At 34.7% G+C, this 21,675-nt stretch carries 24 protein-coding genes; 14 read left to right on the top strand and 10 right to left on the bottom strand.

The window, feature by feature from the left end; all coding sequences use genetic code 11:
• Positions 1–56 precede the first annotated feature (56 nt).
• The 9 genes from DVK85_RS08855 to DVK85_RS08815 all read right to left on the bottom strand — a co-directional run bounded on the left by DVK85_RS08855 (position 57) and on the right by DVK85_RS08815 (position 8,631).
• On the bottom strand, positions 57–869 hold the full coding sequence (locus tag DVK85_RS08855) for an enoyl-ACP reductase FabI (protein ID WP_114678090.1): 813 nt from the start codon (positions 867–869) through the stop codon (positions 57–59).
• Between the two features lie 22 nt (positions 870–891).
• Complete coding sequence (fabV, locus tag DVK85_RS08850) at positions 892–2,085, bottom strand: enoyl-ACP reductase FabV (RefSeq protein WP_114678089.1); 1,194 nt, start codon at positions 2,083–2,085, stop codon at positions 892–894.
• Positions 2,086–2,146: 61 nt separating this feature from the next.
• Positions 2,147–3,799, bottom strand: a complete 1,653-nt coding sequence (gene recN / locus DVK85_RS08845) for a DNA repair protein RecN (RefSeq protein WP_114678088.1) — start codon at positions 3,797–3,799, stop codon at positions 2,147–2,149.
• A 12-nt stretch (positions 3,800–3,811) separates the two neighbouring features.
• Positions 3,812–4,696 carry a type IX secretion system protein PorD gene (gene porD, locus DVK85_RS08840; RefSeq protein WP_114678087.1) on the bottom strand — a complete coding sequence of 295 codons (885 nt, stop codon included), beginning with the start codon at positions 4,694–4,696 and terminating at the stop codon, positions 3,812–3,814.
• Positions 4,689–5,900, bottom strand: coding sequence for a bifunctional phosphopantothenoylcysteine decarboxylase/phosphopantothenate--cysteine ligase CoaBC (gene coaBC / locus DVK85_RS08835; protein WP_114678086.1), 1,212 nt, complete (start codon positions 5,898–5,900; stop codon positions 4,689–4,691). Before coaBC ends, porD begins: the two co-directional genes overlap by 8 nt.
• Before the next feature lie 8 nt (positions 5,901–5,908).
• Positions 5,909–6,223: a DNA-directed RNA polymerase subunit omega gene (locus DVK85_RS08830; RefSeq protein ID WP_114678085.1), complete on the bottom strand. Its 315-nt coding sequence runs from the start codon at positions 6,221–6,223 to the stop codon at positions 5,909–5,911.
• 12 nt (positions 6,224–6,235) lie between these two features.
• The gene (locus tag DVK85_RS08825; protein WP_114678084.1) at positions 6,236–7,042 is read right to left on the bottom strand and encodes an outer membrane protein assembly factor BamD; all 807 of its coding nucleotides are present in this window, start codon (positions 7,040–7,042) and stop codon (positions 6,236–6,238) included.
• A gap of 198 nt (positions 7,043–7,240) precedes the next feature.
• Positions 7,241–8,119 carry a 4-hydroxy-tetrahydrodipicolinate synthase gene (gene dapA, locus DVK85_RS08820; protein WP_114678083.1) on the bottom strand — a complete coding sequence of 293 codons (879 nt, stop codon included), beginning with the start codon at positions 8,117–8,119 and terminating at the stop codon, positions 7,241–7,243.
• 2 nt (positions 8,120–8,121) lie between these two features.
• Positions 8,122–8,631, bottom strand: coding sequence for a DUF6913 domain-containing protein (locus tag DVK85_RS08815; RefSeq protein WP_127960576.1), 510 nt, complete (start codon positions 8,629–8,631; stop codon positions 8,122–8,124).
• 93 nt (positions 8,632–8,724) lie between these two features.
• Here DVK85_RS08815 and DVK85_RS08810 point away from each other — a divergent pair, with 93 nt between their 5' ends.
• The 7 genes from DVK85_RS08810 to priA all read left to right on the top strand — a co-directional run bounded on the left by DVK85_RS08810 (position 8,725) and on the right by priA (position 15,815).
• Positions 8,725–9,468: a 5'-nucleotidase C-terminal domain-containing protein gene (locus DVK85_RS08810; RefSeq protein WP_162845341.1), complete on the top strand. Its 744-nt coding sequence runs from the start codon at positions 8,725–8,727 to the stop codon at positions 9,466–9,468.
• 8 nt (positions 9,469–9,476) lie between these two features.
• Positions 9,477–10,394: a bifunctional metallophosphatase/5'-nucleotidase gene (locus DVK85_RS08805; RefSeq protein WP_114678081.1), complete on the top strand. Its 918-nt coding sequence runs from the start codon at positions 9,477–9,479 to the stop codon at positions 10,392–10,394.
• An 83-nt stretch (positions 10,395–10,477) separates the two neighbouring features.
• Entirely contained in the window at positions 10,478–10,933 is a 456-nt protein-coding gene (locus DVK85_RS08800) for a hypothetical protein (protein ID WP_114678080.1), read from the top strand.
• A 94-nt stretch (positions 10,934–11,027) separates the two neighbouring features.
• Positions 11,028–11,885: a carboxylating nicotinate-nucleotide diphosphorylase gene (gene nadC / locus DVK85_RS08795; protein WP_114678079.1), complete on the top strand. Its 858-nt coding sequence runs from the start codon at positions 11,028–11,030 to the stop codon at positions 11,883–11,885.
• Positions 11,885–12,811, top strand: coding sequence for a YihY/virulence factor BrkB family protein (locus DVK85_RS08790; protein WP_114678078.1), 927 nt, complete (start codon positions 11,885–11,887; stop codon positions 12,809–12,811). Before nadC ends, DVK85_RS08790 begins: the two co-directional genes overlap by 1 nt.
• A 21-nt stretch (positions 12,812–12,832) precedes the next feature.
• On the top strand, positions 12,833–13,261 hold the full coding sequence (locus DVK85_RS08785; protein WP_114678077.1) for a DUF2147 domain-containing protein: 429 nt from the start codon (positions 12,833–12,835) through the stop codon (positions 13,259–13,261).
• A 106-nt stretch (positions 13,262–13,367) separates the two neighbouring features.
• Positions 13,368–15,815, top strand: a complete 2,448-nt coding sequence (gene priA, locus DVK85_RS08780; protein ID WP_114678076.1) for a replication restart helicase PriA — start codon at positions 13,368–13,370, stop codon at positions 15,813–15,815.
• On the opposite strand, the gene DVK85_RS08775 is transcribed toward priA, so the two are convergent.
• A complete protein-coding gene (locus DVK85_RS08775) occupies positions 15,809–16,516 on the bottom strand; it encodes a LytR/AlgR family response regulator transcription factor (protein WP_114678075.1) in 708 nt (235 codons plus the stop codon). The genes priA and DVK85_RS08775 overlap by 7 nt on opposite strands.
• A 178-nt stretch (positions 16,517–16,694) precedes the next feature.
• Here DVK85_RS08775 and rpsF point away from each other — a divergent pair, with 178 nt between their 5' ends.
• The 7 genes from rpsF to rlmH all read left to right on the top strand — a co-directional run bounded on the left by rpsF (position 16,695) and on the right by rlmH (position 21,675).
• Positions 16,695–17,036 carry a 30S ribosomal protein S6 gene (gene rpsF / locus DVK85_RS08770; protein WP_114678074.1) on the top strand — a complete coding sequence of 114 codons (342 nt, stop codon included), beginning with the start codon at positions 16,695–16,697 and terminating at the stop codon, positions 17,034–17,036.
• Between the two features lie 2 nt (positions 17,037–17,038).
• Positions 17,039–17,335 (top strand): 30S ribosomal protein S18, encoded by a 297-nt coding sequence (gene rpsR / locus DVK85_RS08765; RefSeq protein WP_114678073.1) that lies wholly within the window; start codon positions 17,039–17,041, stop codon positions 17,333–17,335.
• A gap of 15 nt (positions 17,336–17,350) precedes the next feature.
• Positions 17,351–17,794, top strand: a complete 444-nt coding sequence (gene rplI, locus DVK85_RS08760) for a 50S ribosomal protein L9 (protein WP_114678072.1) — start codon at positions 17,351–17,353, stop codon at positions 17,792–17,794.
• A 74-nt stretch (positions 17,795–17,868) separates the two neighbouring features.
• Positions 17,869–18,336 carry a DUF6495 family protein gene (locus DVK85_RS08755; RefSeq protein WP_114678071.1) on the top strand — a complete coding sequence of 156 codons (468 nt, stop codon included), beginning with the start codon at positions 17,869–17,871 and terminating at the stop codon, positions 18,334–18,336.
• 73 nt (positions 18,337–18,409) lie between these two features.
• Positions 18,410–20,410 (top strand): NAD-dependent DNA ligase LigA, encoded by a 2,001-nt coding sequence (ligA, locus tag DVK85_RS08750; protein WP_114678070.1) that lies wholly within the window; start codon positions 18,410–18,412, stop codon positions 20,408–20,410.
• Positions 20,411–20,419: 9 nt separating this feature from the next.
• On the top strand, positions 20,420–21,202 hold the full coding sequence (locus DVK85_RS08745; protein ID WP_114678069.1) for a tetratricopeptide repeat protein: 783 nt from the start codon (positions 20,420–20,422) through the stop codon (positions 21,200–21,202).
• Positions 21,202–21,675, top strand: coding sequence for a 23S rRNA (pseudouridine(1915)-N(3))-methyltransferase RlmH (rlmH, locus tag DVK85_RS08740; RefSeq protein WP_114678068.1), 474 nt, complete (start codon positions 21,202–21,204; stop codon positions 21,673–21,675). Before DVK85_RS08745 ends, rlmH begins: the two co-directional genes overlap by 1 nt.

Below are 21,675 nucleotides of genomic sequence, written 5' to 3'. Positions count from 1 at the left end.
TTCATAAAAAAGAGGCTTAAACAAGCCCCTTTTTTATGAAAATAACTAAAAAATAACTATTCTTTTGATAATCTTTCCATAATATCAGAACTGACTCCTGTAGAAGAGTAGCCGCCATCATGAAAAAGGTTTTGCATAGTTACCATTCTTGTTAAGTCAGAGAATAATGTTATACAATAATCAGCGCATGACTCTGCATCAGCATTACCAAGTGGCGCTACAGAATCGGCAAAATCATAAAAATCTCCAAAACCTTTTATACCCGTTCCCGCGGTAGTTTTTGTAGGTGACTGCGACACTGTATTAATACGTACTTTTTTCTCTACACCATAGTGATAACCAAAACTACGTGCTATAGATTCTAGCATTGCTTTAATATCTGCCATATCAGTATAAAAAGGATATGTACGTTGTGCTGCCATATAGGTTAATGCTACTACACTACCACCATCATTAACAGCATCCATTTTTTTAGCTACACTCAACATTTTATGTAAAGACAAAGCCGACACATCAATACCTTTCATAAAGTAATCGTAGTTAGACTCTGTATAGGGTATGTTTTTACGAATATTAACACTCATACCTATTGAGTGTAAAATAAAATCTATCTTACCACCTAATATTTCTTGTGCTTTAGTATAAAGGTTAGTTAACTCCTCAACATTAGTAGCATCGGCAGGTATAATTTCTGATCCTGTTTTTTCGGCCAATACTTTTATCTCACCCATACGCATAGCAATAGGTGCATTAGTCAATACAAATGTTGCGCCTTGCTCATGAGCTTTTTCGGCTACTTTCCACGCTATCGAGTTTTGGTCGAGAGCACCTGTAATAATTCCTCTTTTACCTTTTAATAAATTGTGCATTTTATTTTGTTTTAAAATGTAATTAGCTTTCTATACTAGCAACAGTTACTATCTCGTTTACATCAGCTTTATAATCTACACCTTGATAGTCAAAACCAAAAAGATTATAAAAGTCTTTACTGTAACCTTCAAGATCGCCTATTGCTGATAAATTATCAGTATCTGCTTGTTGCCATAAAGCTGCAACTTTTTCTTGTATATCATCGCGCATCTCCCAATCGTCAATACGCACCCTACCCTTATCATCAGTAGGTATTGGTTTACCTGTATATAAATGTTCTTGGTAAAGACGTTGCATTTGTTCTATTGTCCCTTCATGTACCCCTTCTTCTTTCATTACTTTGTACAATAATGAAATATATAATGGTATAACTGGTATAGCCGAACTTGCCTGAGTTACTAATGCTTTGTTTACCGAAACATAGGCTTTACCGCCAATATCTTTTAGACTATCTGTTATAGAAAAAGCAGTAGCCTCTAAATGATCTTTAGCACGACCAATAGTACCTTTACGGTAAACTGCTTCGGTTACCTCTGGACCAATGTAAGAATATGCCAAAGTAAGTGCATCTGGGGCTAAAAGATTTTCTTTCTTTAAAGCTTCTATCCACATCGCCCAGTCTTCGCCCCCCATAACAGTAACGGTATTTTCTATATCGCCATCTTTAGCTGGTTCAATACTTATTTCTGATACTTTACCTGTATGGAAGTCTACTGTTTTATTACTAAATGTATCGCCTATAGGTTTTAATACTGAACGGTGTAAAACACCTGTTTCAGGATGTTGACGCACAGGAGAAGCAAGACTATAAATAACCAAGTCTACTTGCCCTATATCTTTTTTTATAAGCTCTAGTGTTTGTTGTTTTATTTCTTTAGAAAAAGCATCACCATTAATGCTTTTTGCATATAACCCAGCCTTGTGCGCTTCTTCTTCAAAAGCTGCTGAATTATACCAACCCGGCGAAGCTGTTTTACCAGCCACAGGTGGTTTTTCAAAAAAAACACCTATAGTTGCAGCATCACAACCAAATGCACTTGTAATGCGTGATGATAACCCAAAGCCAGTAGAGGCTCCTATTACCAATACTTTTTTAGCGCCATCTATAACACCTTTAGATTTTACATATTCTATTTGGTTCTTTACATTTTGCGCTGCTCCCGTAGGATGTGCAGTAAGACAGATAAATCCGCGCATTCTAGGCTCTATAATCATAACTGGATATATGTTTTTTTTACTGTATAGTTTCTATTTACTACAAATATAATCCGATTTTTCAGTTCAGCAATGCCCTTGCATGATTAAGAGCAGAGTCGGATATATCCTTACCTGAAAGCATTTCTGCTATTTCCTTTACACGTTCATCTTTAGATAAAAGTTTAAGTTCAGATACCGTAGTTTCTTCTTGTGTGGTTTTAAATACTTTATAATGCTGGTCGCCTTTAGCTGCTATTTGAGGCAAGTGCGTTATAGCAAATACTTGCATACCGCTACTCATAGCTTTCATAATATCGCCCATTTTATTAGATATTTCTCCCGAAACTCCTGTATCAATCTCATCAAATATAATAGTCGGTAGTTTTGAGTACTCTGCTAGTACCGCTTTTACCGAAAGCATAATGCGCGACATCTCCCCTCCTGATGCTACCTTTTTTAGCAAACCAAAATCAGTTCCCTTATTGGCTGAGAACAATAAACTCATAGTATCTTTTCCTGTAGCATAATAAGAGTCAGAATATTTTACTTCAAAATTAAATCGAGCATTTGGCATACCCAATTGTGTTAATATAGCCGTCACCTTATCGGTAAGTACAGGTATTGCTGCTTTTCGTTTTTCTGATAACGTTACAGCTACTTTATCTATTTTCACTTTACTATTAGTAAGCTCTGTTTCTAGTTTTTCAATAGTCGATTCTAACTCATCAGACTGTAAAGCACTACTTTCTAATTCATTTTGTATCGTTATCAACTCTCCAACATTTGCTACATTATGTTTCTTTTGTAATGTATAAATAAGTTGTAGTTTCTGATTTATTAATGTTAACCGCGCAGGATCATCAACTAATAATTCAAAGTTTTGTGAAAGCTCATCAGTAACATCATCAAGTTCTATAAGCAAGCTCGATACTCGCTCAAAAAACTGATTATATTCTCCTGAAATAGTGCTTACTTTTTGTAATGCTGTTTTTACTTCTTTTAAAGTCTGCATAGCCCCTACCTGCTCATCATTAGTAAGTGAAATTGCTTTTGCCAGCGACTCTTTAATAAACTCTACATTACTCAACTTTTCCAGTTCACTTTCTAACTCTTCTTGTTCTCCATCTTTCAATTTAGCATCAACAAGTTCCTGTAACAAAAATGTATTATAATCCTGTTCTTTCGTTAAGTCTGCCTTTCGTTCTTTTGCTTCAGCAAGTTGTATTTGTATTTTTTTTAGACCTGAAAGTTGTTTTTTATAATCAACAATAAGCTCTCTATTACCAGCTATAGCATCTACTATTTGCATTTGATATCCTTCATCTGAAAGTTCTCGCGTTTGCTGTTGCGAATGAATATCAATAAGATAGTTACCTAGTTTTTGAAGTTCTTGTAAATTTACAGGACTATCGTTTACAAAAGCACGCGATTTACCCGACGGCAATATTTCACGCCTAATAATGGTTGTATCCTCATAATCGAGGTCGTTTTGTAAAAAAAAGTCTTTTAATTTATAATCGCTTATCTTAAAGTGTGCTTCTATAACACACTTCTTCTCTTTATCTTTAAGCGAAGTTAAGTCTGCACGATTACCAAGCACTAAACCAAGCGCACCTAGTAATATCGATTTACCAGCACCTGTCTCTCCTGTAATTATAGAGAGCTTGTCAGAGAAATCGATATGTAATTGCTCTATAAGAGCGAAGTTTTTAATTTGTAAATTTTGTAACATAGCACAAATGTACTATTTAATAGTACTCCATTTAGAAGAATTCATAGGAGAAATTCTGTTAAGTGTATCTACAAGTCCCGATACTGTAACCATAGGACCTCCTGAAAATATAGATGCTATTTCATCTGACTTAGCATCAAAGAAAATACGTGTAAGAAAAGCATTGGGACGTACTTTATTTAACTGAGCTAATGACTGTAAGGCAGTAATAATATTTTCTTTCCCTTCTTTAGGCTTATCAGCCATGATATCAAGAGCATCTCTATGATAATTATATAGCGTTTCTCTAAAAGGGGTGAAAGTATTAGATAATATATCGTTTACTATAAAAAATCTATTTTGATTACCATCTTGCTGGCTCCAGCCCTTATAACCACTACCTTGTGCAAGGCTCACCATATTTTGTGCTGCCTGATAATAAGGTGTACCACTATTTAGCTCAAAAGAATCAGCATCCATACCTATAATTACATTGGCATAATATGCCATAAGAGCAACAAGGTTAGAATCATAACTATTAGGGTTATATATAAGATTTTCATTTTCAAGATACCTAAAAGCTACCTCTTTATCATTTAAGTTAAGTATTGGCGACGAATATGTTGAATTATGTATAGGTCTAGACGACTGTACCTGCATAGTTGCAGAAAAGTTATTAGAGTTATATTCTGAAATATTAATAAAAATAGAACACTCAATACGTTCTCCTCTATCAAAATTTTTATTTGTCCATCGAGTATTATTCACAAACTCATTAAGCGATGTTTCTAGCGTTCTAAATATTTGAGTATTAGCATCGGTTATTCTATCAGCATTAACCTGCACTGTACAATTAAGCTCCTGCCCTTTTACCGAAAAAGACAGCATTATCAGCAACATCGCAAACCATTTATACATTGTAGTGATTTTTTATTTTAGTAATAATATCTATAGCAACTTCTTCTTTCGTTTTAAGCTCAAGAGGTTCAATCGCAAAATTCTTATCTATAAAAGTAACTTTGTTAGTTGGTTTCCCAAATCCTGCTCCTTCGTCATTAAGCGAATTTAAAACAATCAAATCTAAGTTTTTTTTCTGTATTTTCAGCTTTGCGTGCACTATTTCATTTTCTGTTTCTAAAGCAAAGCCAATTAAAAACTGTTTTGTTTTTTTCTCACCTAGCGAAAGTAATATATCTTTTGTTTTCTCTAATGCTATAGTAAAGTTAGCATCTGATTTTTTTATTTTCTGAGTAGCTACTGTCTTTGGTCTATAATCAGCTATTGCTGCTGCTGAAACAGCAACATCTACAGCTTCAAAATAATCGTGACATGCATTATACATTTCCTGTGCCGATGTAACTCTAACAACTTTAACACTATCGTGTTTAACTTGTAAATGTGTAGGGCCACTTACTAAAATCACTTCAGCACCTTCATTAGCAGCAGCAAGTGCTATGTCATACCCCATTTTACCTGATGAATGATTACCTATAAAACGTACAGGGTCTATAGCTTCGTATGTAGGACCCGCAGTAATTAGTATTTTTTTTCCACGAAGAGGTAATCTCGATTCTATATCTTTTTCTAAAAAAGCGATAATATTTTCAGGTTCAGCCATGCGCCCTTCGCCAGATAGACCACTAGCAAGTTCACCAATTTCGGCAGGAATCATAGTATTACCATAACCTTTTAGTGCACTAAAAGCTTTAATAGTAGAGGGATGACGATACATATCGAGATCCATAGCTGGAGCGAAATATACAGGACATTTTGCCGATAAATAAGTAGCAATTAATAAATTATCAGCACTACCCGATACCATTTTAGAGAGGGTATTGGCTGTAGCAGGGGCTATTATAAATACATCTGCCCATAGTGCCAACTCTACATGATTATTCCAAACCGCATTTTCATCTTCTTCATTATAAAATGAAGAATGTACAGGGTTTTTAGAAAGTGTAGATAAAGTGAGTGGAGTAACAAAATCTTTAGAAGCAGGCGTCATGATAACTTGTACCTGAGCGCCTGCTTTAATAAAAAGCCTTACTAGCGATGCTGTTTTGTAAGCGGCGATACCCCCGGTAACACCAAGAAGAATTTTTTTACCGCTTAAAACTGACATCTGCTATATTATTTAGATTGCTTGTAGGTAATTTTTCCTTCTAGCCATTCTTCTACTGCCAAAGCGTGTGGCTTAGGTAGTTTTTCGTAAAATTTAGATACTTCTATCTGCTCTTTATTTTCAAATATTTCTTCTAGACTATCATTATATGTAGCAAACTCTTCAAGCTTTTCTATAAGCTCTTTTTTAATTTCGCCATTAATCTGATTAGCTCTCTTTGCTATAATAGTAATAGCTTCATATACATTACCTGTAGGCTCTTCTATCTTAGTCTTATTATAGGTAACTGTATTTACCGGAGCATGAGCTTTCTTTAAATCCATAGTGACTTTTTATTATTTTGAAAATAGTTCTAATTCTGTATTTATCTTTTCTATCATGCCATTTGCTTGATCCAAATATTGGGTATCAGCTTTATACTTCAGCAATGCATTATAGTTTATTTTTGCGGCCTCAAGACGCGCAAGCTTTTTAGCTTCCACACTATTTATAGCTAACCTGTATGATGCATCAAATTTATAAAAAAGCGCATCTTCTTTATATATAGTACCAGGGTGGTCTATTATAAAATTATCAAGTGCTACTATCGCCGCTTTAAAATCGCCAAAATATTCTGACGTATAATTATATTGCTTTGCTATTTCAAAAGCTTTCTTTTCTAGCTTTTCATTAAGTTCTTTAACCAGTTGGTTTGCCTCGGGCATAAGCTGCGAATTAGGAAACCTATCAATAAATGCCTGTAACTTATCTAATGCTTTATAGGTATCAACTTGGTCAAGCGAATATTTTGGTGATAATTGATAATAGCTTTTTGCTCCCATAAAAGCAGACTCTTCTAGCTTCTCACTTCTTGGATAATTTGCTGTAAAATACTCAAACTGATAACCTGCTGTATAATATGTTTTTACATTGTATAATGACATTGCATACATATAGAACAACTTTTCTGCTTGCGGTTTCCCTCTGTATGAAGGTGCTATCTGTTCAAACAATCGGATAGCTTTAGAGTATTTCTGATCGTCATACATTTTTTCTGCCGCCTCATACTTCACCTTAATATCATCAGATTTAAGAGCTTTTTGGTATTGGCTGCAAGAAGAAAATACAATTGCAAGAAGTATAATATATAGGTATTTCGCCATTTCAGGTTTTAAGTTTATGTACAGCTACCGCTGATTTAAAAGCAACTGCAAATTTAGTTAATAATTAGAGAATACAAAATCTTTTTTTGCAACACGAAAAGAAGATAAAAACATACTCTTTTCGGGTACTTTCTTAAACTCTTGTTTTATACATTTTATTGCATGAAGCCTTATTCTAATTTACAAAAACAGCATCTATTACTGTAAACGCTTTACAAAAACATCAAGACGGTTAGCTAAGTCCTGATTAACTTTTACTAAAGGTAATCGTACTACATCCTCACACAATCCAAGCGCTTTAAATACCGACTTGATTCCCGCCGGGTTGCCCTGCTCAAAAATCATATCAATAGCATCAGCAAGTAAATAATGTAATTCATAGGCTTCATCAACTTTATTTTCTAGTCCTAAGCGCACCATATCCGAGAATTGTTTTGGGAATCCTTCTCCTATTACAGATATTACACCTGCACCTCCCGCAAGTACCATTGGCAAGGTTATCATATCGTCGCCAGATATTACCAGAAAATCTTTCGGCGTGTGCTGTATCAGTTTCATCGCTTGTACAATGTCGCCTGCAGCCTCTTTTATAGCTACTATATTTTCGAAATCATTCGCAAGGCGCACTACTGTAGCAGGTAGCATATTACTACCCGTTCTACCTGGTACGTTATACAAAATTACAGGTAAAGGAGAAGCCTCGGCAACTACTTTAAAGTGCTGATAAATTCCTTCCTGCGTTGGTTTATTATAATAAGGTGATACTGATAGTACAGCTTTAAAAGCTGATAAATCGCGTGTTTTTAATTCATGAGCGACCTCGTGAGTATTATTACCTCCTACACCAAGCACTAATGGCAGTCTGCCTGTATTAGCCTCTATAATAGTAGCGATAACCAGTTCTTTCTCTTCTTTACTTAATGTTGCCGATTCAGCAGTAGTACCCAATACCACAAGGTAATCAATACCATTATCTATCTGAAAGTTAACAATTCTTGTTAGGGCATCGGTATCAACCGAAAAATCATTTTTAAATGGTGTTATCAATGCTACACCTGTACCCGTAATTGCCTGCATGATTATATTTTATTTAGGATTTTTAAATATTTGAACAATTCACTTATAAAAACTTCATGTTTTTGAGCAGCGATAGTAATAGTAAAATCGTTTAATCGGCTATCTACAGTCGAGAAACCTACTTTAAACTTCGCTTTCGATTTTAGTGTAACAGCTACCAATGGTAATTTTTCATCTTCATAATAACTTATAAGCATATCAAAACGCTTATGTACAAATGCCGTTACTTCTTCTTTTTTAAACGTACCATTTAAACTTATATCAGCAAGTGTATAGCAGTCTTTTATAACTTCTTTACTACTTATATGATCTCTAAAACTCAGCACCTCAATGTTTTTCTCGGCTATACCGTGCTTTATCAACTCTTTTACAATAGCCGTTCTATACTTAAAATAATGTTCGTCTGTAAGTACGCCTACGGTAGTTACAGCATCGGGCATTACACCCGCTTGATACTTGGCTAAAGATTTCTTAATGATTTTTTTTAAGCCAAAGTTTTTAATAAACTTCAAAAACATCGTAATTTTACTAATTCAATACAAAACTACTCCAAATAAGTGTCATCACAAATCATTAATTCAAAAAAGAATAGCACAGCAAAGTATATGTTTGTGTTATTTTTAATGCTTTCGGGCATAATTTCCTGCGGACCGAAAACTTTTTATAATTCTGAAATTGACGGTAAGAAAATACCCGTCAGTAGCCAATATACCACAAATAAAGAAATTGAAGATTTTGTAGCTCCTTACAGGGAACATATTGATAAGGATTTAGACAGTACATTAGCATGGGCTCCTGTAACGTTTGACAAAAGAAAAGGTAAATGGCAAACAAACATAGGCAACCTTATGGCAGATGTTACTTTCGAAAAAGCAGACAAGCTTTTTTACCTGCGCGAAAACAAACACGTAGACATATGCTTGCTTAATCATGGCGGAATACGCGCTACTATACCACAAGGTAAGGTAACCGCCAGAACAGGATATGAAATAATGCCTTTTGAAAATAGCCTTATTATTATGGCTCTAAAAGGCGAACAAGTTAACGATATAGCTACTTATATGGCTATTGGTAAAAAACCACACCCGTTAACAGGTATGGAAATTGTAATGGATAAAAATAATACCGTTAAAAAAGTAACGGTACATGGAGAACCTGTAGATAACAACAAAACGTATTATGTAGCCACATCAGACTACCTTTCTAACGGAGGTGATAATATGACGTTCTTTAAAAAAGCTACAGCAGAATATGATATGGACTATAAGTTGAGAAATTTATATATCGATTATTTTAAAGAAACTGACACCTTACCCGTTAACAATACCGAACGTATAATAATAGAATAAGCAGCACCATGAAAAGAAGAGATTTTATACAGAAAACAGCAGCTGGTTCGGCATTAGTTGTGGGCGGACTTTCATTAAGTAGTTTTAGCGTTGAACCTAAAAATGCAAAACGTATTACTATATTACACACTAACGACACCCATAGTCATATAGACCCCTTAGCAGAAGACGACCCAAGAAACCCAAACATGGGGGGCGCAGCACGCAGGGCTACACTCGTAGAAACTATACGCCGAGAAAACCCAAACACATTATTACTAGATGCTGGCGATATATTTCAGGGTACACCCTACTTTAACTACTACGGTGGCGAGTTAGAGTTTAAAATAATGAGTATGATGAAGTATGACCTTGCCACACTGGGTAATCATGACTTTGATAATGGAATAGATGGTTTTCACAAACAATTACCACACGCTAAGTTTGACTTTGTATCGGCTAATTACGATTTTAAAAACACAGTACTCGACGGTATCGTTAAGCCTTATAAGATATTTACGGTAGATGGTATTAAAATAGGCATCTTTGGGCTGGGTGTAGAGCTACAAGGACTTGTAGATAAAAAACTCTATAAAGAAACCGTTTATAACGACCCTATTGCTGTAGCACAAGACATGAGCCGCTTACTGAAAACAGATGAAAAATGCGACTTAGTACTATGCCTGTCGCATCTTGGGTTTGCTTATGACAAGGATAGTGATAAAGTTTCTGACCTTACACTGGCACGCGCTACTAAAAATATAGACCTTATTATTGGCGGGCATACGCACACCTTCCTGTCTAAACCTTATGTAGCACAAAACCTTGATGGCGAAGATGTACTCGTAAACCAAGTAGGCTGCTATGGTATTAACCTAGGGCAAATAGATTTTTACTTTGAAAAAGGTAAAAAAACAGCCGAAGGCAGAACCATAAATGTAGGATAAACTGTTAGTTGAAACTTTATAAAGTTGTAAAAAATAAAAGCATAAAAGCTATTTTTTATATTTTTACGACTCAGATACCTCTAATGAAACACTACTTTAAGCATAACAACGGCTATATAAATATTGACGAAGAAAACCTGTATCTTACTAAAACAGGAAACTGGCAAGAAGTTCGTGATATAAAAGAAAGAATTCGAGCTTCCTCTCAAGAAAAAGAAACCTCTAAGATAAAGAAGTTGTTTTATTGGTGTTTAGCTATAGTCGAAGTTGTTTTCTTAATTTACATCATAACCATTGATTATAAATATCTTATAACGAATATTTTATTTATTTTTATAATGAATTTTGTTATTTATATCTTTCACAAAAGAGATTTTGGCAAGCAGGCTATAATACCTCTTAACCAAATTGAAGCAATAGAACCTTATAAAAATGGCTTGAAAATCAGTTTTAAGGATGTTACCAACAAACCTGATTTTGAAATTTTAAAAGGAGTTGAAGAAAAAGGAATTGAGTTTTTAATGAACTTAGAATTTTAGTATTAATCACTAAAAAAATATCATAGCTTTATTTTTAGGCGTTTCTTCTGATAAAAAACCACTATTTTAGCTCTAAAATAGAAATACCCAAATAATGATTTCAGAAAAACAATTTCAAGAAGAACTCGATATAATAATCACTAATGCTGTTCGCGAAGATGTAGGCGATGGCGACCATAGCTCACTTGCCTGTATTCCAGCCGATGCGACAGGTAAAGCCAAACTGTTAGTAAAAGACGATGGTATTTTGGCAGGAGTAGCTTTTGCCAAACAAGTATTTGCTTATGTTGATCCTAACCTTACCCTAGAGGTATTTATAGAAGATGGCACACCTGTAAAATATGGCGATATTGCCTTTCACGTTTCGGGTAGCTCGCAGTCCATACTAAAAGCCGAAAGACTGGTACTTAACGCCATGCAACGCATGAGTGCCATTGCCACGAAAACCAACAGTTATGTAAAAATATTAGAGGGTACAGATACTAAAATACTCGATACTCGCAAGACTACTCCCGGCATACGCGCTATAGAAAAATGGGCAGTGAAAATAGGCGGTGGCGAAAATCATCGTTTTGCGCTTTATGATATGGTAATGCTAAAGGATAACCATATTGATTTTGCAGGAGGGATTACCCCTGCCATCCAAAAAACACTTGACTATTTAAAAGAGAACAATCTCGACCTAAAAATAATAGTAGAAGCCCGCAGCCTTGATGAAGTGCGCGAAATAATGAAAAACGAAGGTGTTTATCGCATACTGCTTGATAACTTTGATTACGACCAAACCCGCGAAGCCGTTGCCTTAATTGGCGACTCCTGCCTTACAGAATCGTCAGGAGGTATAAATGAAAGTAATATGCGCGGCTATGCCGAGTGTGGGGTAAATTATATATCTTCGGGAGCTATAACCCACTCCATATACAATATGGATCTTAGCCTAAAAGCACTTTAATGTCGGTAGAACTGGAACATAAACTGGAACGTATTCCTGTTGTAAAGCATATTGTCAGGTTTGGAAAAAGTATAAAGTTACCTTGGTCAGAAGGGCTTACGCTTTACCACATGCTCGAGTTGTACATAACAGGTATTATAAAAGGCGATATATCTTACAGGGCAGGTGCTATTGCATTTAGCTTCTTTATGTCGCTGTTTCCTTTTGCACTTTTCTTGCTTAACCTTATACCCTATATCCCTGTAAAAAATTTCCAGAAGGATTTTATGCGTTTTGTAGCACAAAATGTACCACCTAATACTTATGATGCTATTGCGGGAATACTACAAGATATCACCAACACAAGTTATAACAGCCTGTTATCTACTGGTATTTTACTGGCTATATTACTTATGTCTAATGGTATGAATGCTATACTGAGTGGTTTTCAGTCGTCGTTACATATTACTATAAAACGTTCTTATTTTAAACAATATGCCGTAGCTGTAGGCTTATCACTTGTATTTACTATACTACTTATTATTACAGTTGTTGCTATTATTACATTTGAAGTTGTTATACACATCCTAAAATCTAATGGTTTCCTTACAGATGATGTTTACCTACTCGAAATAGGACGATATGCTTTTTTAGTGCTTATGATATTAACTGCAACATCAATGCTCTTTAAATTTGCCGCTAAAGAAACCCAAAAAGCTGCATTTTTTAGTTATGGATCGGTTTTTACTACTATATTATTTATTATAACTTCTTTTCTTTTTAGTATATATGTAGTGCGTTTTGCGCAATACAACGAGTTATACGGCTCTATTGGCACACTACTTGTATTAATGCTATATATATGGATTAACTGTTTTATTTTACTTCTTGGGTTCGAATTAAATGCGTTAATTCATAAATTAAAGAGAAAAAATTTATATATTTAACAAAAAATAAAAGATATAATTATGAAAAAATGCTTTCTATCACTATTATTAGTTATTGCTGCAGGAATGTTTTCTGCAACAGCACAAGGCGTTGTAGGGAAATGGAAAACCATTGATGACGAAACTGGAGAAGCCAAATCTATTGTAGAAATTTATGAGCAAAATGGTAAGATTTACGGAAAAGTAATAGAGATACTAAATCCAGCCAAAAAAAGTGCAAAATGTACTAAATGTAAAGGAGCTGATAAAGACAAACCAATAGAAGGTCTTGTTATTATAAAAGGTCTTGAAAAAGATGGTGATGAATATACCGATGGCGACATACTAGACCCTAATAAAGGAAAACTGTATAGCTGTACTATAAAGCTAGACGGTAAAGATAAACTAGACGTTAGAGGTTATCTTGGGTTTTCATTCATTGGCAGAAGCCAAACGTGGACAAGAATGTAATAGAAACACATAATAAACAAACTAAATTTCTATAAAAAACACTTCGGTAACAGAGGTGTTTTTTTTATGCTTTTTGCGAGCTATATTTGTAACAAATACTACCTGTATGCCCTTTTTTATAGAAGTTATCCTACCACTCGCATTGCCCAAACCATTTACATATGCTATAAATGAAGTTGAATTTAATTTTATACAGCTTGGCATGCGTGTTGGCGTACCTTTCGGGCGCAGTAAAGTATATACCGCAATAGTTATAGGGCTACATCAAAACCCTCCGCAACTATATGAAGCAAAAGAAATACACCAAATACTAGACGACACTCCAATAGTTACCGAAGCCCAGTTAAAACATTGGCACTGGATAGCAAATTATTATATGTGTGCCATTGGCGATGTTTACAAGTCGGCAATGCCATCTGGATACTTATTGGAAAGTGAAACTATTATTACTCCGAAAAAAGAATATACTCAACAGGAAGATTTAACTGATGACGAGTACCTTATTTATGATGCGTTGCGTAAACAATCATCTATAAAAATACAAGAGATAGCGGCAATACTTAACAAAAAAACAGTATTACCTACTATAAATAAGCTATTAGAAAAAAATGTAATAACACTACAAGAAGAAATATCTGAAAAGTATAAGCCAAAAACAGTGCGCTATGTAAGACTTCAGTCGGAATTTTTAGCGCAAGACAAACTGAGCGAACTACTAGAAATACTGTCACGAGCTCAAAAACAACGCGAAGCTGTATTGAGCTACTTTCAGTTGAATGCTGTAGAAAAAAAGCCTATAACAGTAAAGAAACTCACCGAAACGTCGGGAGTATCTCCAGCTGCCATAAAAGCATTAATAGATAAAAATATATTTGAAGAATATACACTCGAAGAAGATCGGGTGCAATTTACAGGCAGTAATAATGCAGGTTTTACATTAAGCTACAAACAAGAAGAAGCATTTGCCGAAGTAAAAAAAAGTTTTGAAAATCATCAAGTAACATTGTTACATGGAGTAACATCTAGTGGAAAAACGGAACTTTATATTAAGCTAATAGAAGAGTGTATTAATAAAGGACAACAAGCATTATACCTCTTGCCAGAGATAGCTTTAACCACACAATTAGTAGTAAGACTTACTGCTTATTTTGGTAATCAAGTAGCCGTTTTTCATTCTAAATACTCGAATAATGAACGCATAGAAACTTGGCAGCAAGTACTACAAAGCTCAGATAAAGCAAAAGTAATTATAGGAGCACGATCAGCTCTATTTTTACCTTTTCAAAACCTTGGGCTTATTGTTATAGATGAAGAACACGAACAAACTTTTAAACAACAAGACCCTGCCCCACGTTATCATGCACGAGATGCCGCAATAATACTAGCTAGTTATTTTAAGGCTAAAGTATTACTAGGATCAGCAACACCTAGCATAGAGAGCTACTATAATGCCACACATAATAAATATGGCTACGTACAAATGAAAGAACGTTATGGTAATGTAACACCTCCCGAAATTGTATTAGTAGACTTAAAAGACAAATATAAACGTAAGCGAATGACAGGTCACTTTAGCGACGAGTTAACCGAAGCTATAGCCGAAACACTATCATTAGGCAAACAAGTAATACTATTTCAAAACCGTAGAGGCTTTTCGCCTTGGCTAGAATGTATGACGTGCGGACATGTACCACAATGCCCACAATGCGATGTTAGTCTTACCTACTATAAATATAAAAACCAGTTGCGCTGCCACTATTGTGGTTATAACATGGCTAAGCCTACGCATTGCCATCAGTGCCATTCGGCAGATCTTTCTACCAAAGGATTTGGTACAGAACAAATAGAATTAGAGTTAAAAGAGTTATTCCCTGATAAAAACTCTTGGCGAATGGATCAGGACACTACACGAGGTAAATATGGTTATGAAAAAATTATAGATGCTTTTAAAAATAAAGAAGTAGATATACTGGTTGGTACTCAAATGCTTGCCAAGGGATTACATTTTGATAATGTAAGCTTAGTTGGGATATTAAATGCCGATAACATGCTATATCAACCTGATTTTAGAGCCTTTGAGCGAGCTTATCAAATGATGGTACAAGTATCAGGACGCGCAGGACGTAAAGACACTAGAGGAAAAGTACTAATACAAACCTATAACCCTTTACACAACATTATCAGACAAGTAACTGATAACGATTATGAAGGAATGTATAAAGAACAAGTATATGAACGACATAATTTTAAATACCCGCCATTTTACAAACTAGTTAAACTTACTTTAAAACATAAAGATTATGAAAAGTTGAAAGATGGTGCTATGTGGCTCTATAATGTACTATTACAAAACATGAATGTACCTGTACTTGGTCCTGAAGAGCCAGGAATAAGTAAAATTCGCAATCAATACATTCGTACTATAATGATAAAAATACCATCAGGATCTTCGCTTGCAACCAATAAAAGTATAATCTATAAAATTATAACTAGTTTTGATGCTATACCACAATATAGAGTTATAAGAGTATCTGTAAACGTTGATCCTTATTGAGATTGAGAAGCTTTATTGACTGCGTTAGCAAGATTATCCTTTTTATTACGACTAAGTGGTATTTGAGTACTACCTATTTCGGCAAATCGACTATTAAAACGCTCTACTCTATCAATATTAACGATAAATGATTTGTGAACTCTTAAAAATTTATCTTCAGGAAGTTCTGCCTCAAAAGCTTTCATTGTAGAAAGCACTAAATGAGTACCATCTTCTGTAATAATCTTAATGTAATCACCAAAGGCTTCAACCCATTTAATGCGTCCAATATATATTTTAAGGTTCTTTAAATTACTTTTCACAAAAATAAACTCCCCTTCTTCCTCAGGTGTTTCTTTTTTCATCTGATGTAATTCAATAGCCTTTTGGGCTGCTTTATTAAATCGATCTTTTGTTAAAGGTTTATGTAAATAATCTATAGCAGCATACTCAAAAGCGCGCAAAGCATAATCTGATTTAGCAGACACAAATATTATTTGTGGTCTAGCCTTAAGTCCATCAAGCAAGTCAAAACCACTTTGAACAGGCATTTCAATATCTAGAAAAAGTAAGTCAACGGCCTTATTAAGAATACAATTACGTGTTTCTGAAGCATTAGAAAAATCACCAACAAGGTTAAGGTCGGGATGTTCACTCACCAGCTTGGCAATAGTTATTCTATGTATGGTGCTGTCGTCAACAACTACACAGTTAAGTTTCATTATACAGGTCAGTTAGTATGGTTTCAGTAAATTACGCTCTTTTTTTTGTTGGGGTGATTACAAATATAAACAAAAAATACACATTTTAACAGAATAAAAAACCATTATTATAACTTGTTGTTTAAATAAAAAACACTATTTTTGCACCCAATTTTATTACAATATAAATTATATCATTATGAACAACTATGAAACTGTTTTCATCTTGAATCCCGTTTTATCTGAAACCCAGGTAAAGGAAACAGTAAGTAAGTTTGAAGATTATCTTACTTCTAAAGGGGCCGAGATCGTGGCAAAAGAAGACTGGGGGCTAAAAAAATTAGCTTACGAAATCCAGCACAAGAAAAGTGGTTTTTACCACCTATTTGAATTTAAAGCTCCTGCGGATATCCTTATAGGATTTGAAACTGAGTTTAGACGTGATGAGAGAATTATGCGTTTCTTAACCGTAGCTCTTGACAAACACGCTATTTCATGGGCAGAAAGAAGAAGAGATAAACTAAAAGCTAAAGCAAACTAATTATGTCAAGTATAGAGCAGTCAGCTAAAGGAAAAAAAGATGGGGATATTAGATATCTTACACCTTTAAACATAGAGACGAACAAGACTAAAAAGTATTGCCGTTTCAAAAAATCAGGTATCAAATATGTAGATTATAAAGATCCTGACTTTTTATTGAAGTTTGTTAACGAGCAAGGTAAAATACTTCCTCGTCGCCTTACTGGTACTTCTTTAAAATACCAAAGAAAAGTGTCTGTAGCCGTAAAAAGAGCACGTCATTTAGCATTAATGCCATATGTGGCTGATTTATTAAAATAAAAAGGAGGCAATATTATGGAACTTATACTTAAACAAGACGTACAGAATTTAGGATTTAAAGATGATATTGTTACAGTAAAACCAGGATATGGTCGTAACTTTTTAATTCCTCAAGGATTTGCTCACATGGCAACTCCTACAGCTAGAAAAGTATTAGCTGAGAACTTAAAACAAAGAGCTTTTAAAGAGCAAAAAATAGTAGATGATGCTAAGAAAATTGCTGAAGCTATAAAAGCACTTGAGATAAAAATTACTGCTAAAGCAGGTGGCGATAAACTATTTGGTTCTGTAACCAATGCTGATATTGCTGACGTTTTAAACAAAAATGGACAGTCTATCGACAAGAAGTATATTACTAGCGGTATCGTAAAACGTACTGGTAAATATACTGCTAGCGTAAGACTTCATAGAGAAGTTATCGTTGAACTTCCGTTTGAAATCGTTGCTGAACAAGCGTAATTATCAAAATTATACTAAGAGCCTTCCCTAATTAGGGGAGGCTTTTTTATTTTAAAAAAGATCGAAAATTTATTATGAAATATACTCGCCTTACTAAAGAACAGCTTGAAGAACTACATCAAGAGTTTATCCGTTTCCTTGCATCACAACAAATAGACAAAGCAGAGTGGGATAAACTAAAGCAAGAAAAACCTGAAGTTGCCGAGCAAGAAATTGATGTATTTAGCGACCTTATATGGGACTCTGTATTAGATAAAGCAAAATGGCTAGAATTCTATTCTAAAAACCATATTTTCTTATTTAAAATGGATGAAGAAAAAATGGAAAGCATTATTATACATGCTCACGCCCCTCATGCTGATTTTCTTACAAAAGAAGGATTGCTTTGGCTTAACGAAAATTTATTTTCAGAAGAAGTAAAAGTCACACGTGGTACTAAATCTTTTGGCGAAGACAGAAAAGCTGAAATATTTAAACTCATAGAAGACGGCGCTATACTAACCGAAGGCGAAATATACAAGCAATTTGAAGATATGTTTTAATAGGTTTTAGCCCTAAATAATCTTTTCCTTTTCATTGAAGTTTGCCTAAATTAGCGAACACAAAATTTGGCAAATGGATACCCTTCAAAAAATAACAGCATTGCGCGAAGAACTGCATCTGCATAATCATAATTATTATGTACTTGATGCCCCTGTAATTTCTGATTTGGAATTCGATATGAAGCTGAAAGAATTACAGCAACTCGAAGCAAAACATCCTGAATATTTTGATGAAGACTCTCCTACCCAACGTGTAGGCGGAAGCATTACCAAAAACTTTAATACCATACAGCACGAGTACCGCATGTACTCGTTAGATAATGGTTATTCTAAAGAGGAGCTACAAGACTGGGAGCAACGGGTACATAAGGGGTTAGGTACTACTGAAGTTACTTATACCTGTGAATTGAAGTATGACGGTGCATCTATAAGCCTGACGTATGAAAATGGTAAACTCAGTAAAGCTGTTACTCGTGGAGATGGGTTTCAAGGCGATGAAATAACCAACAATATAAAAACCATACGCTCAGTACCTTTAAAACTGAAAGGCGACTATCCTGAAAAATTTGATATTCGTGGTGAAATTATATTACCGCTAGAAGGTTTTGCTAAAATGAATCAGGAGCTTATAGAAATAGGCGAAACACCCTACTCTAACCCACGTAATACAGCATCGGGCAGTTTAAAATTACAAGACAGTGCATTGGTAGCCAAGCGACCGCTTGACTGTCTCCTCTACTCTATTATTGGTAATAACCTGTCTTTCAACTCTCAGTTTGAGGGATTGGAAAAAGCCCGTGAATGGGGCTTTAAAGCACCAAAAGAAGCAACATTAGCAAAGAACATTAATGAAGTTTTTACTTTTATAGATTACTGGGATACACATCGTCATAACCTACCTTATGAAACAGATGGTGTAGTCGTAAAAGTTAATGACCTTCACCAACAGGAAGAGCTGGGCTATACCGCCAAATCACCACGTTGGGCAATAGCCTATAAGTTTAAAGCCGAACAGGCAGCTACTATATTACATACTATTACCTACCAAGTGGGACGCACAGGAGCTATTACTCCTGTTGCCAACTTAGAACCTGTACAACTTGCAGGCACTATTGTAAAACGTGCCTCGTTACACAATGCCGACCAGATAGCAAAACTAGATGTTCGCGAAGGCGATACGGTATTTGTAGAAAAAGGTGGCGAAATAATCCCGAAAATTATAAAAGTAGATTTTGAGAAGCGCCCTACCAACTCTACTGAAACACAATACATAACCCATTGCCCTGAATGTGATACTAAACTGATACGGAAAGAAGGCGAAGCACAACACTATTGCCCTAATTTTTACGGATGTCCTCCGCAGATAATTGGTAGGATACAACATTATATTTCGCGTAAAGCCATGGATATTGAAGGGCTTGGCGGAGAAACCGTTGCGCTTCTTTTCAATGCGGGACTAATAGAAAATTATGCTGACTTGTACGACCTGAAAAAAGAGCAGGTAATTCCGTTAGAGCGTATGGCAGAGAAATCGGCTGAGAACCTCATCAACGGTATTGAAAAATCAAAAGAAATACCTTTCGAGCGCGTACTATATGCTTTGGGTATTCGCTATGTAGGCGAAACCGTTGCAAAAAAACTTGCCAAACATTATAAAAGTATTGATAACCTTGCCAATGCTTCACTCATGGATTTAGTATTAGTTGATGAAATTGGTGAACGCATTGCACAAAGTGTCATTGACTTTTTCTATAACGAAAAAAACAGAGTACTTATAGAGCGATTAAAAGAATATGGTGTTCAACTTGAAGCTCAGGAATTAGAAGATACTAGCGTGAGTGATAAACTCGCAGGACAAGTACTTGTGGTTTCGGGTGTATTCTCGAAATTCTCACGTGATGAACTTAAAAAAGCTATTGAAGATAACGGCGGTAAAGTAGGTAGCTCTATCTCTTCTAAAACTAACTATGTGGTAGCAGGCGATAATATGGGACCTGCCAAGTTAGAAAAAGCAAAAAAATTAGGAGTTGCCATTATAAGCGAAGATGATTTTATTACCATGATTAACAACTAAAATTACGCAATGATAAAAAGATTATTAAAATTGATGTTACTGTGTTTTTTTCTAACAAGTTGTAATCAAAATAAAATATCTGACACTGATATAAAAAAAGCACAAAAACTCAGTAAAGAAGGTATGGAGTATTCTTTGTCAGGAGAAAAAGAAAAAGCTCTTGAAAAATATAAGGAGGCTTTTAAAATTAATAGTAAAAACTTAAATTACCTATCTTATATAATTGGTATTTATGTTGAACAAAAAGATTTTAAAAAGGCTTTTGAAACTTTAGAAGAACTACCTGTAGAGGATAAAAAATCTGTTTTTTATTATCAAACGAAAGCTGCTATATATGCATTAAAAAAAGATTATAAATCAGCGAAATTAAATTTCCAAAAAGCATATAAAACAGCTGAACCCATAGGCGCATCTGATATAGAAGATGAATATGACCTTATGCCCTTAACAGGTCATGCTATGTTAGAAACATATGCCGGACATAAAGATAAAGCTCTTGAAAGACTAAACGAAACATTAAAATTGGACTGGTTATCTGAAAGCAACATTATGTACATTGAACAAATAAGAAATGAAATTGAATATTATAGAGATATAAGATTTGATGATTTTTCTTTTTCTGATGATATTACTATATGTACTACAAATGTTGATAGTTTAGAAAAAATCCTTTACAAAAATCACATCAATAGTACAGGTAGCAGTAGTAGTGGAAAAATATATATTGCAGAGAAATTTCGTAGAGGATTAAATAAGCTAAACATTACTCCCTGTAAAGATTCTATTAACTAATGAACATTAAACTTCTTGCCATAGGCAAAACCGACAATAAAGCACTGCAAACACTTATAGACGATTATATGAAGCGATTGTCGTTTTATGTAAAGTTTGATTTGGAGATTATCCCCGACATTAAAAATGTAAAAAACCTTAGCGAAGCACAACAAAAAGAAAAAGAAGGCGATCTTATTTTAGGTAAACTCTCCCCTACTGACCAATTGGTCTTATTAGATGAAAACGGTAAAAATTTCAGTAGTGTAGGTTTTTCCGAAGAATTGCAAAAAAAGATGAACTCTGGTATAAAAACACTTGTTTTTGTTATTGGAGGTCCTTATGGCTTTTCGGATGCCATATATAGCAAAGCACAAGGGAAAATATCATTATCAGCAATGACATTTTCACATCAAATGGTACGCTTATTTTTTATTGAGCAGGTATATAGGGCTTTTACGATATTGAGAAATGAGCCCTATCATCATCAATAA

This window comes from Flavobacterium arcticum, from assembly GCF_003344925.1.
GTDB classification, from domain to species: domain Bacteria; phylum Bacteroidota; class Bacteroidia; order Flavobacteriales; family Flavobacteriaceae; genus Flavobacterium; species Flavobacterium arcticum.
The sequence above is the reverse complement of the archived record's forward strand: the minus strand, read 5'-3'. Positions and strand labels throughout refer to the sequence as shown.

Excerpts from the sequence above, each read along its gene's own strand:
- coaBC (WP_114678086.1), bottom strand. The coding sequence starts at position 5,900 with ATGTCAGTTTTAAGCGGTAAAAAAATTCTTCTTGGTGTTACCGGGGGT.
- rlmH (WP_114678068.1), top strand. The coding sequence starts at position 21,202 with ATGAACATTAAACTTCTTGCCATAGGCAAAACCGACAATAAAGCACTG.
- DVK85_RS08775 (WP_114678075.1), bottom strand. The coding sequence starts at position 16,516 with ATGAAACTTAACTGTGTAGTTGTTGACGACAGCACCATACATAGAATA.
- DVK85_RS08745 (WP_114678069.1), top strand. The coding sequence starts at position 20,420 with ATGATAAAAAGATTATTAAAATTGATGTTACTGTGTTTTTTTCTAACA.
- DVK85_RS08785 (WP_114678077.1), top strand. The coding sequence starts at position 12,833 with ATGAAAAAATGCTTTCTATCACTATTATTAGTTATTGCTGCAGGAATG.
- rpsF (WP_114678074.1), top strand. The coding sequence starts at position 16,695 with ATGAACAACTATGAAACTGTTTTCATCTTGAATCCCGTTTTATCTGAA.
- rplI (WP_114678072.1), top strand. The coding sequence starts at position 17,351 with ATGGAACTTATACTTAAACAAGACGTACAGAATTTAGGATTTAAAGAT.
- nadC (WP_114678079.1), top strand. The coding sequence starts at position 11,028 with ATGATTTCAGAAAAACAATTTCAAGAAGAACTCGATATAATAATCACT.
- DVK85_RS08800 (WP_114678080.1), top strand. The coding sequence starts at position 10,478 with ATGAAACACTACTTTAAGCATAACAACGGCTATATAAATATTGACGAA.
- recN (WP_114678088.1), bottom strand. The coding sequence starts at position 3,799 with ATGTTACAAAATTTACAAATTAAAAACTTCGCTCTTATAGAGCAATTA.
- priA (WP_114678076.1), top strand. The coding sequence starts at position 13,368 with ATGCCCTTTTTTATAGAAGTTATCCTACCACTCGCATTGCCCAAACCA.
- rpsR (WP_114678073.1), top strand. The coding sequence starts at position 17,039 with ATGTCAAGTATAGAGCAGTCAGCTAAAGGAAAAAAAGATGGGGATATT.
- fabV (WP_114678089.1), bottom strand. The coding sequence starts at position 2,085 with ATGATTATAGAGCCTAGAATGCGCGGATTTATCTGTCTTACTGCACAT.
- porD (WP_114678087.1), bottom strand. The coding sequence starts at position 4,696 with ATGTATAAATGGTTTGCGATGTTGCTGATAATGCTGTCTTTTTCGGTA.
- DVK85_RS08810 (WP_162845341.1), top strand. The coding sequence starts at position 8,725 with ATGTTTGTGTTATTTTTAATGCTTTCGGGCATAATTTCCTGCGGACCG.
- DVK85_RS08755 (WP_114678071.1), top strand. The coding sequence starts at position 17,869 with ATGAAATATACTCGCCTTACTAAAGAACAGCTTGAAGAACTACATCAA.
- DVK85_RS08790 (WP_114678078.1), top strand. The coding sequence starts at position 11,885 with ATGTCGGTAGAACTGGAACATAAACTGGAACGTATTCCTGTTGTAAAG.
- dapA (WP_114678083.1), bottom strand. The coding sequence starts at position 8,119 with ATGCAGGCAATTACGGGTACAGGTGTAGCATTGATAACACCATTTAAA.
- DVK85_RS08805 (WP_114678081.1), top strand. The coding sequence starts at position 9,477 with ATGAAAAGAAGAGATTTTATACAGAAAACAGCAGCTGGTTCGGCATTA.
- DVK85_RS08830 (WP_114678085.1), bottom strand. The coding sequence starts at position 6,223 with ATGGATTTAAAGAAAGCTCATGCTCCGGTAAATACAGTTACCTATAAT.
- DVK85_RS08825 (WP_114678084.1), bottom strand. The coding sequence starts at position 7,042 with ATGGCGAAATACCTATATATTATACTTCTTGCAATTGTATTTTCTTCT.
- ligA (WP_114678070.1), top strand. The coding sequence starts at position 18,410 with ATGGATACCCTTCAAAAAATAACAGCATTGCGCGAAGAACTGCATCTG.
- DVK85_RS08855 (WP_114678090.1), bottom strand. The coding sequence starts at position 869 with ATGCACAATTTATTAAAAGGTAAAAGAGGAATTATTACAGGTGCTCTC.